The sequence below is a fragment of the Kitasatospora phosalacinea genome (genome assembly GCF_000716545.1).
GTDB lineage: Bacteria > Actinomycetota > Actinomycetes > Streptomycetales > Streptomycetaceae > Kitasatospora > Kitasatospora phosalacinea.
Genome location: NZ_JNWZ01000058.1, coordinates 1 through 15443, shown reverse-complemented (window position 1 = coordinate 15443; position 15443 = coordinate 1). Strand labels below are relative to the sequence as shown.

Below are 15443 nucleotides of genomic sequence, written 5' to 3'. Positions count from 1 at the left end.
CCTGCCGTTCCCGCAGTTCACCCCTCCCGGTCGGAAAACATTTTCAGCAAGTTTCCGCCAGGTGCCGTTCCCCGCCCCGCACCCGCCCCCGGGTTAGCGTGACGCGGTGAACCACACGCAGATCGACGACGACGGCATGGTGCGGGTGCGCGGCGCCCGGGTGCACAACCTGCGCGACGTGACGGTGGCGGTGCCGCGCGGCGCGGTGGTCGCGTTCACCGGCGTCTCCGGCTCCGGCAAGTCCTCGCTGGCCTTCGGCACCCTGTTCGCCCAGGCCCAGCACCGCTACCTGGAGTCCGTCTCGCCCTACGCCCGCCGCCTGCTGCGCCAGGTCGAGGCCCCGCAGGTGGACGCCGTGACCGGCATGCCCCCGGCGGTCGCCCTGGAGCAGCGCCGCTCCGTCCCCTCCGGCCGCTCCACGGTCGGCACCATCAGCACCACCTCCAACCTGCTGCGGATGCTGCTCTCCCGCTGCGGCGCGTACCCGCCGGGCGCGCCCCGCCTGGACTCCGACGCGTTCTCCCCGAACACCCCGGCCGGCGCCTGCCCCGAGTGCCACGGGCAGGGCGTGCTGCACCGGGTGACCGAGCGCTCCCTCGTCCCCGACGCCTCGCTGTCGATCCGGCAGGGCGCCGTCGCGTCCTGGCCCGGCGCCTGGCAGGGCAAGAACCTGCGCGACATCCTGGGCGCGCTCGGCCACGACCTGGACCGGCCCTGGCGCGAACTGCCCGCCGCCGAACGCGAGTGGATCCTGTTCACCGACGAGCAGCCGGTCGTCACCGTCCACCCCGAGCGCGAACCCGGCCGCGTCCAGCGCCCGTACAAGGGCAGGTACAGCAGCGCCCGCCGCCTGGTCCTCAAGTCCTTCGCCGAGTCCCGCAGCGAGACCGCCCGCGCCAGGGCCGCCGCCTTCCTGGAGCAGTCCACCTGCCCGAACTGCCACGGCCACCGGCTGCGCCCCGAAGCGCTCGCCGTCACCTTCGCCGGCCTGCCGATCACCGGCCTGGCCGCGCTGCCCGCCGCCCGGCTCGCCGACCTGCTGCGCCCCCACACCGCCGGGGACGGCCCGGCCGCCCTGATCACCACCGACCTCGCCGACCGCCTCGACGCCCTGGCCCGCCTCGGCCTCGGCTACCTCTCGCTCGACCGCACCGCCCCCACCCTGTCCACCGGAGAGCTCCAACGCCTGCGCCTGGCGACCCAGTTGCGCTCCGGCCTGTTCGGCGTGGTGTACGTCCTGGACGAGCCCTCGGCGGGCCTGCACCCGGCCGACACCGAGGCGCTGCGGCACGTCCTGGCCGAACTGCGGGCGGCCGGGAACTCGGTGTTCGTGGTCGAGCACGACATGGCGGTGGTGCGCGGCGCCGACTGGCTGGTGGACGTCGGCCCGGCCGCGGGCTCCGGCGGCGGCCGGATCCTGCACAGCGGCCCGGTCGAGGGCCTGCGCGCGGTGGCGGCCTCCGCCACCCGCCGCTTCCTGTTCGACCCCCCGCCCCCGCCGCCGTCCCGCGGCCGCACCCCCACCGGCGTGCTGCGCCTGCGCGGCGTCACCCGGCACAACCTGCGCGGCGTGGACGCGGACGTGCCGCTGGGCGTGCTCACCGCCGTCACGGGCGTGTCGGGGGCCGGCAAGTCGACGCTGCTCGCGGCCGTCGCCGAAGCCGCCGACGGCCACCGCGTGGTGACCTTCGACCAGACCCCGCTGGGCCGCACCCCGCGCTCCAACCTGGCCACGTACACCGGCCTGCTGGACACCGTCCGCAAGCTGTTCGCCGCCACCGAGGAGGCGAGGGCGCGCGGCTACGGCGCGGGCCGGTTCTCCTTCAACGTGGCCGCCGGACGCTGCCCGACCTGCGAGGGCGCCGGCGCGATCGAGGTCGAGCTGCTGTTCCTGCCCACCGCCTGGAGCCCCTGCCCCGACTGCCGCGGCAGCCGCTACAACGCGCGGACCCTGGAGATCGCCTACCGCGGCGCCACCATCGCCGACGTCCTCGCCCTGACCGTCGACGAGGCCGCCGCCTTCCTCTCCGACGTCCAGGCCGCCCTGCGCGTCCTCACCACCCTGCGGCAGGTCGGCCTCGGCTACCTGCGGCTCGGCCAGCCCGCCCCCGAGCTCTCCGGCGGCGAGGCCCAGCGCGTCAAACTCGCCGCCGAACTCCAGCACGCCCAGCGCCGCCACACCCTCTACCTGCTCGACGAACCCACCACCGGCCTGCACCCCGCCGACAGCGAGGTCCTCACCGCCCAACTCCACCGCCTGGTCGACGCGGGCGCCACCGTCCTGGTCGCCGAACACGACCTCGACCTGATCGCCGGCGCCGACCACGTCATCGACCTCGGCCCGGGCGGCGGCGACGCCGGCGGCCGCGTCCTCGCCACCGGCACCCCCACCGCCGTCGCCGCCACCCCCCACAGCCGCACCGCCCCGTACCTGGCCGCCCGCCTCGAACCGCGCTGACCCGCCGCTCCGACGACCGGCGGCCCCTTCCGCCGCGCGCGCCGGAGACCGCAGGGCCCGCGCGGCGATCGCGCGGGCCCCGAACCGCCTTGCCGGGAGCCTCAGTTGGCGAGGCTGAAGTCCCCGCCCACCGGGGCGGCGATCTTGTCGACGCCGGTCAGCGCGGTCAGCGTGGTGACCGGGGTGCTGCTCTCGGTGGTGGTGCCGTTGCCGAGCTGCCCGGAGCCGTTGGCGCCCCAGGAGCGGACGGTGTTGTCGCCGAGCAGCACGAGGGTGTGCTCGCGTCCGCCCGCGACCAGTTGGACGCCCTTGATGCCGGGCACCGGGACGGGCGTGATCCGGTAGTCGGTGGTGCCGTCGCCGACCTGGCCGGAGGTGTTCTGGCCCCAGGCCTTCAGCTTGTTGTCGCTGTCGGTGACGGCCAGGCTGTGGTTGCAGCCGGCGGCGATCTGCGAGACGCCGCCGAGCCAGATGCCCTGGGTGTCGACGGGCGTGTACCGGTTGATGGTGCTGTTGTCGCCGAGCTGCCCGGTCGCGTTGTAGCCCCAGGCCCTGACGGCGTTGCCGCTGGTGGGCCTGGTGCCGCCGCTGGGCGGGCCGACCAGGGCCAGGTTGTGGTTGCAGCCGGATGCGATCTTGGTGACGCCGGTGAGTCCGCCGACCGGGGCGGGCACGTTGCGGCTGGCCGAAGTGCCGTCGCCGAGCTGCCCGTTGATGTTGTAGCCCCAGGCCCAGACGGTGCCGTCCTCACGCAGCGCGATGCTGTGGTTGAGCCCGGCCGCGATCGCGACCACCTTGTTGAGGCCCTCGACCCGGACGGGGACGCTGCTGTCGGCGTTGGTGCCGTTGCCGAGCTGCCCGTAGTTGTTGCGGCCCCAGGCGACCACGGTCTGGTCGTCGAGCAGGGCGAGGCTGTGCCAGCCGCCGGCGGCGACGTCGCGGGCGTTGGAGAGGTTGACGACCTGCCCGGGCGCGTTGTGGCTGAACACGCTGCCGTCGCCGAGCTGTCCGGAGCTGTTGGCGCCCCAGGACATCACGGTGCGGTCCTTGAGCAGCGCCAGCCCGTGCCCGGTGGTGGAGCCGCCGCCACCGGCGGCGATCTTGTCGACCTCGGCGCTGGTCAGGCCCAGCACGGTGGTGGAGGTGGTGCGGAAGTCGGTCCAGGTGCCGTCACCGAGCTGCCCGGAACGGTTGTTGCCCCAGGCTTTGAGCCGCTTCTCCTGCGCGTGCGCGGTCCCGGCGGGCACGGCGGCCAGGCTGAGCGCGGTGAACGCGGCCAGGCCGGCGGCGAGGGCCGGGCGCAGCGCGGGGCGCGGCCGGGAGCGGCGGGCGGCGGCGGTCTGAGTGGACGTCATGAAGTGCCTTTCCTCGGGGTGCTCGGAGGGGGCTCGGGGCGCCCGGAGGGGAGTCGGGCCCCGAGAGGGGGAGCGGTCAGCGCGCGAGGCTGAAGTTGCCGTTGCTCGGCGCCGAGACCAGGGAGACGCTGCCGGACTTGGCGAGCACCTGGACGGGGGTGTTCCGCTGGGTGGTGGTGCCGTCGCCGAGCTGCCCCTTGTCGTTGAGGCCCCAGGCCTGCACGGTGCCGTCGGCGAGCACGGCCAGGTTGTGCGCGGAGCCGGAGGCGATCGCCTCGATGCCGGTGACGCCGGGGACGGGCACGCTGGTGTTGCGCTGGGTGGTGGTGCCGTCGCCGATCTGCCCCTTGTCGTTGGCGCCCCAGGCGCGCAGCGTGTGGTCCTGGAGCAGGGCGAGGCTGTGGGTGGCGCCGGCGGAGAGCGCGACGACGTCGGCCAGTTCCTGGACGGGCACGGGGTAGGGCTTGTTGACGACCGTGTCGTCGCCGAGCTGGCCCTTGTCGTTGAGGCCCCAGGCGTACACGTGGCCGTCGGCGAGCAGGGCGAGCGCGTGGCCGGCGCCGGTGGTGATGCCCTTGACGGTGGTCAGGCCGGGGATGGTCATCGCGGTGTTGCGGGTGGCGGGCGTCGGTGCGGGGACGGGCGCGGTGGAGCTGACGGGCAGCGGGGTGACGCCGAGCTGGCCCTTGTCGTTGTTGCCCCAGGTCTTGACGGTGCCGTCCTTGAGCAGCGCCATGCTGAAGGCGTCTCCGGCGGCGATCGCCTTGACGTCGGAGAGCCCGGCGACGGTGACGGGCAGGTTGGTGTTGGTGGTGGTGCCGTCGCCGAGCTGGCCCTTGTCGTTGAGGCCCCAGGCTTTGACCGTGCCGTCCTTGAGCAGGGCGAGGGCGTGCGCGCCGCCGGCGGCGACGGCTTCGACACCGGTCAGTCCGGCGACCAGGCCGGGCACGGCCGCGTCCTCGGTGGCGCTGGTGACGCCGTTGCCGAGCTGGCCCTTGTCGTTCTTGCCCCAGGCCTCGACGGTGCCGTTGGCGAGCAGCGCGAGCGCGAACCCGGCCGTCGCGGTGCCGCCGGCGGCGATGCCGTTGAGTTCGGCGCCGGCCATGCCGACCACCGAGACGGGGGTGAGCCGCTGGGTCTTGGCGCTGCCGTCGCCGAGCTGTCCGTTGGCGTTGTTGCCCCAGGCGCGCAGCCGCAGGTCGTACGCGGACGCGGTGCCGGCCGGCAGGGCGGTGGCGCACACCAGGGTCAGCCCGGCCAGCATCGCGGGCAGGGTGACGGCGGGCAGCTGGCGCAGCTTGCGGTGCATCGGTGGTTCCTCCATGGACGTGCGGAGTGGGGTGCGGCGGGGCGTCAACGGGACGGGGTGCGGGGGACGGCGCGCTGGACGGGCCCGCCCTGGGCGAGCCGTCCGGGCGGGGGCTGGACGGGGTGGACCTTGTCGACGGGGCGGTGCACGGCGTGCGAGCCGCCCTGCGGCGCGGGGTGGTCGCCCTGCGCGGCGGCGGCCGGGGGCGCGGCGAGCAGGCAGGCGAGCAGGCAGGGGGCGGCGGCCGCGAGCAGGGCGGCGCTTCGGGAGTGGGGTGTCATCGGTGCCTCGTGGTCACGGTCGGGCGCGGCACGGCGCGAGGGCGCGCGGCGGTGGTCCGACTCCGGTCGAAGTCGAGAAGTGACGAGTCGAGAAGTGACGATCCGATCGCCGGGATGTCTAACCCGCCGCCACCCGGTTCGTGCGGGTGCGGACCGCTTTCCATGCCAACGGCGCAGTCGATCCTCCGCCCACCCCCCGTTCGGTCCGCCATCGGTTGCGGTGCGTAGTCGATCCACCCAGCATGACGAGTGATCTTGATCGTCAGCAGCTTCGCCAAGACATCAATCGTTCGGCCCCGTAGCCGAGTTCAGGGAGGAACCGTTGCTCCGGACCTCACCGGCCAGACTCCTGGCCATCACCCTCAGTAGCGCCTGCGCTCTGGTCCTCACGGTCCCGGCGGGCGCCGAGGACACCGAGCCGGTCACCGTGCCGAACGGCACCTTCGCCTCCCCCGCCGTACCGCCGGACAAGACCCACGTGACCGGCGCGGACGGCTGGTCCGGCGCCCTGGTCATGTCCGCCGCCTGGGCCGACCACCCCCGCGGCTACCAGGGCGGCCTCCTCGCCCTGGCCGGATCCACCGAACCGCTGAGCACCCGACTGCCGAACGTCCGGACGGGTGCCACCGTCACGCTCGGCTGGGACGACAGCCCGAACTCCTGCGTATCGTCCGGCGGCGGGCGGCCGTACACCGTGAAGGTCGCGGGACCGGCCAACGCCCCCGGATCATTCACCACCAACGTCCCTACCGGGAAGACCAATTGGTACCTGGGCCGGACGTACTCCTTCACCGCGGCCGAAGACCGCCCGCAAGTGACGTTCATCTTCGACGGAGCCACCGCCAGCCCCACCTGCCGACCGATGATCACCGACGTGCGGGCCAAGCAGACCGCCCCGCCGCTCACCCCGCCGAAGGGCGGCTCCGACCCGTGCGAGGGCGACGCGGCGAACACCCCGGAGTGCAAGGACCTCGGCGACGCCGAGGGCGAGATCGACAAGTGCCCGGCCACCAGCCGGGAGTGCCTGGGATCCGTCGCCGGCGACGGCAAGCAGACGAACGACGGCATCGACCAACAGACCACCGCCGTCAAGGACTTCGGCGACATCCCGCGCGAGGAGAGCCCGGAGGCGGCCGCGCAGGACCTCTGCCCGCTGTCGAACGCCCTCACCGAGGGCGTCCCGCCCGAGTACATGGTCGTCCCACCGAGCCAATGGGGTCAGTGCTGATGCTCCGTCAACTTCCTTACCTGACCGGCTCGGTGCTGCTCTCCGCCGCCCTCGCCCTGACCGTCCCGCCGACCGCCGCGCACGCCGCCGACACGGTCGACGCGACCGTTCCGAACGGCACCTTCGCCGACCCGGTCGCCCCCGACAACGGCACCCAGGCCGGGCACGCCGGCTGGTCGCCCGACACCAACGGCGTGGTGTTCGGCAAGGGCCTGGCCCAGCACCCGCAGGGCTACCAGGCGGCCTCGCTGAACTGGAACGGCGCGCCGCTGACCCTGCGCACCCGGCTGTGGGGCGTCAAGCGGGGCTCCACCGTCACCCTCACCTGGGACGACAGCCCGAGCACGTACCGGGGCTGCACCCCGGAGCAGGTCAAGGACGGCCAGACGTACAACGTCTCGCTGATCACCGACGGGCCCGCGCCCGATCCGCAGGTCACCACCAAGGGCAGCGACACCGTCGGCACCGCCGACTGGACGACGGGACGCGCCTTCTCGTTCACCGCGACCGAGGACAACCCGATGGTCTCCTTCGACTCGGCGGAGCCCGCCGGGTCGATGTCCTGCGGCCCGCTGATCACCAACGTGCAGGCGAAGCAGACGCCCGCGCCGGTCGACCAGAAGGTCCTCAAGGAGCAGTTGCCGCCCCCGAAGGCGTACCGCGGCAACGACCCGCTGGAGCCGGGCGTGGCGGTGGACGACTGCGAGGGTTCGCCGACCACCTGCACGTTCACCGTCGACAAGCGGTACTCGTACCAGTACTACGGGCAGACCCGGATCGTCGGCGAGGTGTACCTGAACTGCACCCGCAACGCGATCACGGACGACCGCGAGCTGGAGGTCACCGAGCCGCCGTACGACAGCCTCACCCAGTACTACGCGCTCAAGGGGGCCCCGCTGCTGCCCAGCCGTTCCGAGCTCGCCAAGAGCCGCCCCAACGTGGCGAGTCAGGTCGCGGCGGGGTTCAGCGTGGCGGGCGGGAACACGGCGGCGGTGTCCACCAGCAACCCGCTGACCTGGTCGCGGACCACCAGCAAGCCGCTGAACCCGGTGATCCAGCCCGGCGAGGTGAGCTGGATCGAGGTGCAACCGGCCCGCGAACGGGTGGTCGGCTCGTTCACCGACTCCCGCAACAACTACCGGCTGGACGCCACCTTCGACGTCCCGGCGACCTCGCTGCCGGACCGCTACTACCAGCGCACCGGCCCGCTCACCGAGGTCGAGCTGCAGCGCTGCGGCGCCGCCCGCCCGACCGCCGGAACCCCCGACAACACGGCCGGCCCGGACAAGCGGCTGACCCCGCTGGACGCCCCGCCGCAGGGCCTGGCCACCCGCACCGTCCCGCTCAACCCCTGAACCCCGCCCCCTGGAGCCCACCGTGCCGCTCACCCGCCTGCTGGCCGTCCCGCTCGGAGCCGCCCTCGTCCTCGCCGTGCCGTGGCCGTCCGGCGCGGCGGACACCGACCCGGTGGTGGTGCCGAACGCGACGTTCTCCTCCCCCACCGTGCAGTCCGGCGACTGGACCGCCGGCGTCGACGGCTGGACCGGGCCCACCGGCGTCGCCTCCGTCGCCCGGGCCGCCCATCCGAAGGGCCTGCAGGCCGCCACCCTCGGGTGGAACGGCAAGGCGGTCTCCCTCAGCACCCGCCTGCGCGGCGTGCGGGCCGGGGCGAGCACCACCCTCACCTGGGACGACAACCCGGACACCTGCATCAGCCCCGGCGCCGGTGCGCGCACCTACACGGTGACCGTCACGGGCGCCGCCGACCCGGTCGGCAACTTCACCACGAACGCCCCTGCGAACAAGGCCAGTTGGTTCACCGGCCGCACCTACTCCTTCACCGCGCCCGAGGACGCCCCGGAGATCACCTTCACCAACACCGCCGTCGACAACCCCGGTTGCGGTGAGCTGATCACCAACCTCCAAGCCGCCCAGACCGCCCCGCCGGCCACCCCGCCCGCGCTGCCCGCCTCCGACCCCTGCGCGGGCGACGGCGCGGGCAGCCCCGCGTGCACCACCGACGCGGGCAACAAGGAGAAGATGGACAAGTGCCCGGCCACCAGCCGGGCCTGCCTGGACTCCGTCGCGGGCAAGGGCGAGAAGGAGAACGCCGGGATCGACCAACAGACCCAGGCACTCGGCGAGTTCACCACCACCCCGCGCGAACAGGACCCGAACCTGGCGCTCGGCAGCCTCTGCCAGGTCGCGAACCTGCACAACGAGAACCTCGGACCGGGCGACACCGTCATCCCGCCCGGCACCTGGTGGTACTGCTGACCCGCCGTCCCCTGCCTCCCCTGCCTCCCCTGCCTCCCCTGTCCGCGTGTCGGCGCTGCCGGTCAGTCGGAGTCGAGTGGGCCGAGGCTCCTAGCGTCGGCCGCCACGGGAACCAGTACCACCGATGCCGATGCCGCCCGGCTGTCCCGGGCGTACCCGTGGTGGCTCGCGGGCGCCCGGGTCCCCTCCCTGCGGATGGGCCGGTGCTCCACCGGCGGTCCCCAGCCGAGGCGGCGCACCGGCACTGCGCTACCGCAGCACCGCGGCAGTGGTCGGCGGGCGGGCAGGTCGGCAGGTCGGCCTGCCGGCGGCACGCCGAAGCCCCGTCGGACGGCGGCGACCTGGAGGGGTCACCTGCCCGACGGGGCTTCGACACGTACCGCTGCGGCTCCGGCGGAGTTCGTCACACCGCCGTGGGCCGCGCGCTCACCGGATCGGCTCGGCCGTGCCGGGCCGGTCGGTGGCGGTTTAGAAGTGGATCATGTGCTGGAAGGACGACTCCGAGCTGCTGACCTTGAGGTGGCTGCGGGTGCCGTAGGCGAGCGGGTTGTTCCAGTTGTACTCCTCGACGTCGAAGGAGCCGTCGGAGTACACCGCGTTGACGTAGGCGACGTGGCCGTAGAGCCCGTGGGTGTCGTTCACGGCGATGGCGCCGACGGTCGGGGTGGTGTTGACGGTGATGCCGAGACGGCGGGCGGCGTCGTCCCAGGTGCTGGCGTTGCCCCAGGTGGTGCCGCCGTAGGAGTTGCTGAAGTTCGGGACGCCGAGGCGGTCCGCGATGCGGAAGGCCGCGAAGGCGGTGCAGTTGTTGGCGGCGAAGCCGCGGGTGCCGTGGTCGAAGTCGTTGACGGGGCTCTCGTTGTCGCTGCTGGAGCTGCTGAGGAACTTGTGGGAGGCGTTGTTGTTCTTCAGGGTGGAGTTGAGGTTGCCCTTGGCACCGGGGGCGAAGTCCTGGTAGGAGCCGGCGTAGCCGCTGTTGTAGTAGACGCGGACGGTCTGGCTGGTGCGGTTCCACACCGATGCGGCGTTGTTCTTGATGCAGAGGCCCTGGCCGGCGCCGGTACCCTTGAAGTCGTAGCAGGTCGGCTGGGTGTCTCCGTAGTTGCTGAGGGAGCCGGTGAAGTCGGAGATCGAGCCGGCCTCGTCGCTGTTGTAGTAGTAGCAGAACTCTCCGGAGCCGCAGACGCCGTCACGGGACGCGGCGAAGGCGGGCGCGGAGGTGGTGGCGATCAGCGGGACGGCCAGGGCCAGGGCGGTGCCGGCGACGGTGAGCGCGTTGCGTATGTTCCTCATGGTCTTCTCTCCTGATGGCGTGTCATCGATGGGTGCTGACGGTCGGTCGGGGCGTGCTTCGGTCGCGCTTCGGTCGTGCTCGGGAGGTACCGCTCGGTCAGTGCGTGCGCTGGTACTCCTCCCAGGTCTGGATGGGGATGCGGGGGCCGTCGTCGGCGGCGTGGTTGGCCAGGCCGTTGAGGCCGAGGTAGTAGTCACCGGTCTGGTTCTGGGCCTGGGTGGACAGATCGGTGTCGTTGATCGCGGCGGCGTGGATGTGCCACGGCCAGTCGCCCTGGCTGGGGTTGCGGACCCAGGCGGCGAACCCGACCTGGCGCAGGGCCTTGGCGACGGCGGTGCGGGTGGTGCTGGTCATGCCGTCGACGTTGACGTCCACGACGCCACCGCCGTCGTGGGTGCCGGCTGAGGTGGGGTCGCCGCCGGGGTTGTAGGAGCCCTGGTCCAGGGTGAGGCTGAAGCCCAGGAGGCGTTCGGCCTCGGTGAGCATCTTCTGGGTGCGGGTGTCGATGGTGTATCCGTCCCGCTGCACGTGCGCGCCGGGGCCGATCTGCTGGGTGACGGTGTACCGGCCCTGCCCGAGCGTGGTGAGGGAGGTGGTGCCGGGCAGCCCGTTGGCGGCCAGGCCGGTGTAGCCGAGGGAGCGCTGGTAGGCGGCGTAGGCGGCGATGGTGGTGGTGCCGAAGTAGCCGTCCACCCACTTGGCGTCGAGGAGGCCGCGGGCCTGCAGGGCCCGCTCGACGGCCAGGACCGAGTCCTTGGCCCCCGGGGTCAGCGTGTTGTCGGCGCGCCGGGGGTCGATCTGGGCGGCCAGCACGGTGGTCTCCATGTTCACCGTCGGCAGCGTGGCGGTGACCGCCGACGCCTCGGTCCGGGGCGCCGGGGTCGCCGCGTTGGCCTGTGCGGCGCTCAGCACCAGGCCGCTCAGGACGGCGACCGCCGTGAGCAGTCGGGTTGCGGTCTTCCGGGTCTTGGTGGCGGATGCCATGCGATGGTTCCTTCTGGTTCGGTGGAGGATGGGCCTCGACCCCGGCCCCGGCCCGTGCCGGGCGGCGGGCGGCGGGCGGCGGGCGGGTGAGGGCTCAGGCGAAGGGGCTCCCGGCCGGGGCGACGCTCAGCGGCACCGCTGGTCGGTGCGGCCGGTTTGTGCGGCCGGTCGGTGCGGCCGGTTTGTGCGGCCGGTCGGTGCGGCCGGTTTGTGCGGCCGGTTTGTGCGGTCGTCACGGGCGTTCGACGTGGCCGTCACCGGCGTTCGGCGTGGCCGGTCGCGGCCGGTCGCCGATGTCCGGTGCGGCCGTCACCGGCGTTCCGGGAGCCGGTGCCACGGCGGTCGCCGCGGTGGGGGCGGTCAGCAGCGGACGTCGGTCTTGACCGCGATGTCGCCGTCGCCGGGGTAGGGGATGGGGCCGTAGCCCGTCCAGCCCAGGCCCTGGGTGCACTCCGCCAGGGTCGCGGCGCCGAAGGACCACAGCTCCACGGAGTTGTGGCCGCACCGGGGGTCCTGGACGTCGTGTCCGCCGTTGGTGACGATGGCCGTGCACACGTCCCAGCTGCTGTGGGTGTTGCGGTAGCCCTCCCACACGTACAGGTAGGAGTAGTTCTTCCCGCAGCCCTTGTACTGCTTCACCGACGCCATCGTCTGCCCGCCGACGTTGAGGTAGGCGGTGCTGCCGATCTGGGTGACGCTGGAACAACCGGACGGGGAGGCGGCGGCGTTGGCCGCTCCGGGGATGGCGACGAGCATCGGCACGGCGATGGCCGCGGCGGTGGCGATCTTGGCGAGGACGCGCATGGCGAAGAGCCTTCTTTCGGGGAAAGGGGAGGGAGGAGGTGTCTCGGCCGTCGCCGGGGCGCCGGAGCGGGTTCTGCCGCGGACGGGCCGGACCGCTCAGGGCGTGCGGAGACCGGCGGGCGGGGCCGAGGAGTCTGTGACGACCGCTGCGTCGACCATCGGGGGCTGTCGCGATCGGGGTCGTCTCTTCCCGACCGGACGTCAAGTACCTTGTTGATACGGGGTGTTCGGACGCCGGCGCGGGCAGGTGGTTCTCGATCTCCGGGCGGGACGGCCTCGTGCGGCAAGAGCCGCGGGCTCGGTCCGTGGAGGTCTGAGTGGAAGTCTGGGCGGGGCCCTCGGCGGGGCCCTCGACAGAGACCCGGTCGAGCTCTCGGTGGCGGCTCAGGTGAGGGCGAGGCGCCAGCCGCGCAGGGCCGACGCTTGCTGCAGAGCGCGTTCGCAGACGCGGCGCAGGTTCGCGGTCGCCGCGTCCGGGGTGGCCGCGATGATCGCGGCGGCGATGCGGTAGCAGTTGAGGTCGACGCAGGTGCGGACGTGTTCCACTCGGTCTTCGTGGCGGCTGTGGACCCAGATCAGGTCGGTGACCGCTTCAGCCGTCAGTTGCGAGGGCGCCGGATCGGAACGGACGAGGGTCACCGCGACCAACTGCACGAGGTCAGGTCAACTCTGTGCGGGGGGTGAAGCAGGGGCGGAATCCCAGTCGAAGCCCGAGGCGGTGACGGAGTGTCGGGCGGCCGGGCGATCGGCGGCGACGCCGTCCGCGGCGACGGAGACCAGACCGACGGTGAATGCGGCGATCAGACCGGTGCATACGATGCGTATCGAGCGAGTCACGACTGTTCTCTCCTGTTTCGTACCCATGCTGTGCCCGTGAGTGGTTGCTGTGCCAGTGAGTGGTTCGCGGAACTCGTCCCGGTTTTTGCGGCGTTCTCCGCTGACGAGGAAGAGCTTGCCGCCCACGGAAGGCGATGTCACGACTACAGAAGTGGCATCAAGTCGCTCGGCATCTAAATGCCAGATCATTTCGCCTGCGAGAGCATTGCGCCCCCGGCCGCCGTGCACCGATGATGATCATCGATGCGGGAGGGTGTCACGGTGTTGCAAGTACTGGGATTGAACGCCCTGACGGAGGACGTCTACAGGGCCATGCTGGCGGAGCCGGACGCGGGGGTCGAGCGGATCGCCGCGAGCCTGCGCCTGTCGGAGGCGCAGGTGCGTGAAGCACTCGACGAGCTGCTGAAACTGACGCTGCTTCGGCCCGCGGCCGACTCCCACGCCCTACGGGCCGTCAGCCCGGAGGTCGGGCTGACCAGGCTGCTCGCCCGCAACCAGAACCAACTCCTTTTCCGACAGCAGGAGTTGGAGAGCGCCCGGTCCGAGATCGCCGCCCTCTCCGCCGAGTACGTCGACCGGCGACCCGACGACGAGATGGTCCTGCGGCTGGAATCCCTCGAAACCGTCCGCGACCGTCTCGAGGAACTCGCGGCGACCGCGACCCAGGAATGCCTCTCCCTGATGCGGGGCGGAGCAGCCCGTCCCGATTCCATCCAGGCAGGCAAGCACCCCAATCAGCTGGCGCTGGAACGCGGAGTGGTCATTCGCAGCATCTTCCAGGACAGCTTCCGCAACGACCCCGACACCCTGCGGTACGCCCGGTGGTTGGCCGAGCTGGGCGGTCTGACGCGCACCGTGCCGCTCCTGCCGATCCGGCTGGTGATCGTCGACCGCAGCATCGCCCTGGTGCCGATCGACCCCAGCGACGGCCGTCGCGGCGCACTGGAGCTGCACGGGGCGGCCCTGATCCAGCCGCTGTGCGCGCTGTTCGACGAACTGTGGCGCAGCGGAGCCGACTTCGGGCAGCCCGCCCCCCGCGACGGCCAGGACCTCACCGGGTCCGAACGCGCCCTGCTGGAACTGCTGGGCCACGGCCACACGGACGAGTCCGCGGGCCGCAAACTGGGCCTGTCCCTGCGGACGGTGCGCCGGATGATGCAGGACCTGATGAACCGGCTGGGCGCCGAGAGCCGCTTCCAGGCGGGGGCCCAGGCCGTCCGGAACGACTGGATCTGACCCCGGAGCGGCTGCCCCGGGGCACTACCGGGGCACGTCGTCCGCCGCGGCGAGGCCGGCGAAGGAACGGGGTAACCCGGGGTTCCGACGCAGCGGGTGAGGCCATCGCAGTCGGTGTCGAGGGCCGCGGTGAGGGCTTCGCGGACGGCGGTCAGGTCGGCGACCCTCCCCTCGACCTCGGCGAGCTCGCGCCGGGCGCGTTCCCGGAGCCCGGGAACGGGAGGCCGTGGCAGTGGCGGCCGGTCTCCAGCAGCTCGGCGACCTCCCCCAGGATGAAGCCGAGGCACCGGGCGGCCTCGACGACCCGCAGCACGGTCACGACCCACCCGTCGTAGCGGCGCAGGGTCCGGGCGTTCACCCCGGCCGCCCGGGCGACCTGCGCGGTCCGCAGCCGCTCGCTCACCGCGCCCTCCCGGCCGGCCAGGTCCCGCATCCGCTCCTCGACGCCCTCGCCGCCGCGCAGCACCAGGCGCAGCCGCGACGGCTCCGGCCGCGAGACCCGCGCCAGCCGTTCGGCGAACAGCGCGTCCCACTCCGCCGCCCACAGCGGACGCCCCGCCACGGCCAGCGTGCACGAGGCTGGCACCCGGCCGGGACCACTCGTCCCGACCACCCCCGTCACCAGGCCCCGGCCGGGACGTCTTCGACGGTAAACCCGTACCCGGGCACCGGATGCAACCGCAGCCCGGACGGCCGTGGAGTGGTCGACCCCGAACCGCGGGCCCGAAGCGGCCCGCCGCCGCCTCCGTCCGGCTGCATCGGGCCTCCGCGGCGGATTCCCCGGCTCCCGCCCCTCCTCCTCTCCGGAGCGGAAATACACCCTTGCTGTTCCTGTTCCGTACACCTGGGGCCGCAGGCTTTTCCATGGTGGCAATCGTCCGAGTCAGCCGGGCCGGTGGCGGCGGACGAAACCGATTCCGGCGTGACGTCGGAAAAACCCGGGCGCCCGGAGATTCCGAATTCGCGAAAACGCGTCATCGGCCGCCGAATTCAGTACTGAACTTGAACTCGCGATGTCGGCTCAGGGTCCTGCTGTGGCCGGACGACCGCTCTACGCCCCGGGGCTCGGCAGCCGCGAGGCGACGGTCTCGCGGCACCCCGCTCCACGTGATCACCACCGCCGGGAACCGCGCGGACGCCGAATCCTGCCGACCGTCCCCCGCCGCGCGAGTCCGACACCATCGGCCTCGGCAAACTCCGCCACGTCGTCGAGCAGACCTTGGGCAGGAGTTACCTCGGGGGTAACCGTCCTCGCTCCCGGCACCTGGTGGTACTGCTGAACCCGGATCCACCGAGCTGATTTCTGGGTGATGGTTTCGGCGGTCTTGTCGGGGTGACCGGCTGGAGGGTGTGGGGTGTCCGCTGGTCTGCCCAGCTCTT

14 protein-coding genes are annotated in these 15443 nt (G+C 72.7%); 5 read left to right on the top strand and 9 right to left on the bottom strand.

Translation table 11 applies throughout. The features are described from left to right. Positions 1-136 precede the first annotated feature (136 nt). Positions 137-2458: an ATP-binding cassette domain-containing protein gene (locus tag OO48_RS25415; protein WP_033220302.1), complete on the top strand. Its 2322-nt coding sequence runs from the start codon at positions 137-139 to the stop codon at positions 2456-2458. Positions 2459-2559: 101 nt separating this feature from the next. Here OO48_RS25415 and OO48_RS25410 read toward each other — a convergent pair whose 3' ends face one another. From OO48_RS25410 to OO48_RS25400, 3 genes are all read right to left on the bottom strand, one after another. Beyond that, complete coding sequence (locus OO48_RS25410; RefSeq protein ID WP_051732755.1) at positions 2560-3813, bottom strand: RCC1 domain-containing protein; 1254 nt, start codon at positions 3811-3813, stop codon at positions 2560-2562. A gap of 76 nt (positions 3814-3889) precedes the next feature. Continuing rightward, positions 3890-5122, bottom strand: coding sequence for an RCC1 domain-containing protein (locus tag OO48_RS25405; RefSeq protein ID WP_033220259.1), 1233 nt, complete (start codon positions 5120-5122; stop codon positions 3890-3892). A 44-nt stretch (positions 5123-5166) separates the two neighbouring features. After that, positions 5167-5403: a hypothetical protein gene (locus OO48_RS25400; RefSeq protein WP_033220258.1), complete on the bottom strand. Its 237-nt coding sequence runs from the start codon at positions 5401-5403 to the stop codon at positions 5167-5169. A 322-nt stretch (positions 5404-5725) separates the two neighbouring features. Here OO48_RS25400 and OO48_RS25395 point away from each other — a divergent pair, with 322 nt between their 5' ends. The 3 genes from OO48_RS25395 to OO48_RS25385 are packed head-to-tail and all read left to right on the top strand — an operon-like array spanning position 5726 to position 8908. Next, complete coding sequence (locus OO48_RS25395; protein WP_033220257.1) at positions 5726-6631, top strand: hypothetical protein; 906 nt, start codon at positions 5726-5728, stop codon at positions 6629-6631. Then, the gene (locus OO48_RS25390; RefSeq protein WP_157845535.1) at positions 6631-7986 is read left to right on the top strand and encodes a hypothetical protein; all 1356 of its coding nucleotides are present in this window, start codon (positions 6631-6633) and stop codon (positions 7984-7986) included. The genes OO48_RS25395 and OO48_RS25390 overlap by 1 nt, the downstream gene beginning before the upstream one ends. 22 nt (positions 7987-8008) lie before the next feature. Further along, positions 8009-8908 carry a hypothetical protein gene (locus tag OO48_RS25385; protein WP_033220256.1) on the top strand — a complete coding sequence of 300 codons (900 nt, stop codon included), beginning with the start codon at positions 8009-8011 and terminating at the stop codon, positions 8906-8908. Positions 8909-9376: 468 nt separating this feature from the next. Here the strand turns inward: OO48_RS25385 and OO48_RS38545 are convergent, their stop codons facing one another. From OO48_RS38545 to OO48_RS38540, 5 genes are all read right to left on the bottom strand, one after another. Next, the gene (locus OO48_RS38545) at positions 9377-10201 is read right to left on the bottom strand and encodes a CHAP domain-containing protein (RefSeq protein WP_157845534.1); all 825 of its coding nucleotides are present in this window, start codon (positions 10199-10201) and stop codon (positions 9377-9379) included. A gap of 97 nt (positions 10202-10298) precedes the next feature. Next, positions 10299-11186: a peptidoglycan-binding domain-containing protein gene (locus OO48_RS25375; protein WP_051732751.1), complete on the bottom strand. Its 888-nt coding sequence runs from the start codon at positions 11184-11186 to the stop codon at positions 10299-10301. 360 nt (positions 11187-11546) lie between these two features. Then, a complete protein-coding gene (locus tag OO48_RS25370; RefSeq protein ID WP_051732749.1) occupies positions 11547-11990 on the bottom strand; it encodes a chromo domain-containing protein in 444 nt (147 codons plus the stop codon). Between the two features lie 384 nt (positions 11991-12374). After that, complete coding sequence (locus OO48_RS25365) at positions 12375-12644, bottom strand: hypothetical protein (RefSeq protein ID WP_033220254.1); 270 nt, start codon at positions 12642-12644, stop codon at positions 12375-12377. Positions 12645-12653: 9 nt separating this feature from the next. After that, entirely contained in the window at positions 12654-12953 is a 300-nt protein-coding gene (locus tag OO48_RS38540; protein ID WP_157845533.1) for a hypothetical protein, read from the bottom strand. Between the two features lie 153 nt (positions 12954-13106). Here OO48_RS38540 and OO48_RS25360 point away from each other — a divergent pair, with 153 nt between their 5' ends. Then, a complete protein-coding gene (locus tag OO48_RS25360; protein WP_245194795.1) occupies positions 13107-14063 on the top strand; it encodes a helix-turn-helix domain-containing protein in 957 nt (318 codons plus the stop codon). A 151-nt stretch (positions 14064-14214) separates the two neighbouring features. On the opposite strand, the gene OO48_RS39345 is transcribed toward OO48_RS25360, so the two are convergent. Then, on the bottom strand, positions 14215-14649 hold the full coding sequence (locus OO48_RS39345; RefSeq protein WP_051732748.1) for a MerR family transcriptional regulator: 435 nt from the start codon (positions 14647-14649) through the stop codon (positions 14215-14217). Positions 14650-15443 lie beyond the last annotated feature (794 nt).

What these genes read in the sequence shown, in the direction of transcription:
- OO48_RS25370 (WP_051732749.1), bottom strand. Translation starts at nt 11,990, where the DNA reads ATGCGCGTCCTCGCCAAGATCGCCACCGCCGCGGCCATCGCCGTGCCG.
- OO48_RS38545 (WP_157845534.1), bottom strand. Translation starts at nt 10,201, where the DNA reads ATGAGGAACATACGCAACGCGCTCACCGTCGCCGGCACCGCCCTGGCC.
- OO48_RS25415 (WP_033220302.1), top strand. Translation starts at nt 137, where the DNA reads ATGGTGCGGGTGCGCGGCGCCCGGGTGCACAACCTGCGCGACGTGACG.
- OO48_RS25410 (WP_051732755.1), bottom strand. Translation starts at nt 3,813, where the DNA reads ATGACGTCCACTCAGACCGCCGCCGCCCGCCGCTCCCGGCCGCGCCCC.
- OO48_RS25405 (WP_033220259.1), bottom strand. Translation starts at nt 5,122, where the DNA reads ATGCACCGCAAGCTGCGCCAGCTGCCCGCCGTCACCCTGCCCGCGATG.
- OO48_RS25400 (WP_033220258.1), bottom strand. Translation starts at nt 5,403, where the DNA reads ATGACACCCCACTCCCGAAGCGCCGCCCTGCTCGCGGCCGCCGCCCCC.
- OO48_RS25390 (WP_157845535.1), top strand. Translation starts at nt 6,631, where the DNA reads ATGCTCCGTCAACTTCCTTACCTGACCGGCTCGGTGCTGCTCTCCGCC.
- OO48_RS25375 (WP_051732751.1), bottom strand. Translation starts at nt 11,186, where the DNA reads ATGGCATCCGCCACCAAGACCCGGAAGACCGCAACCCGACTGCTCACG.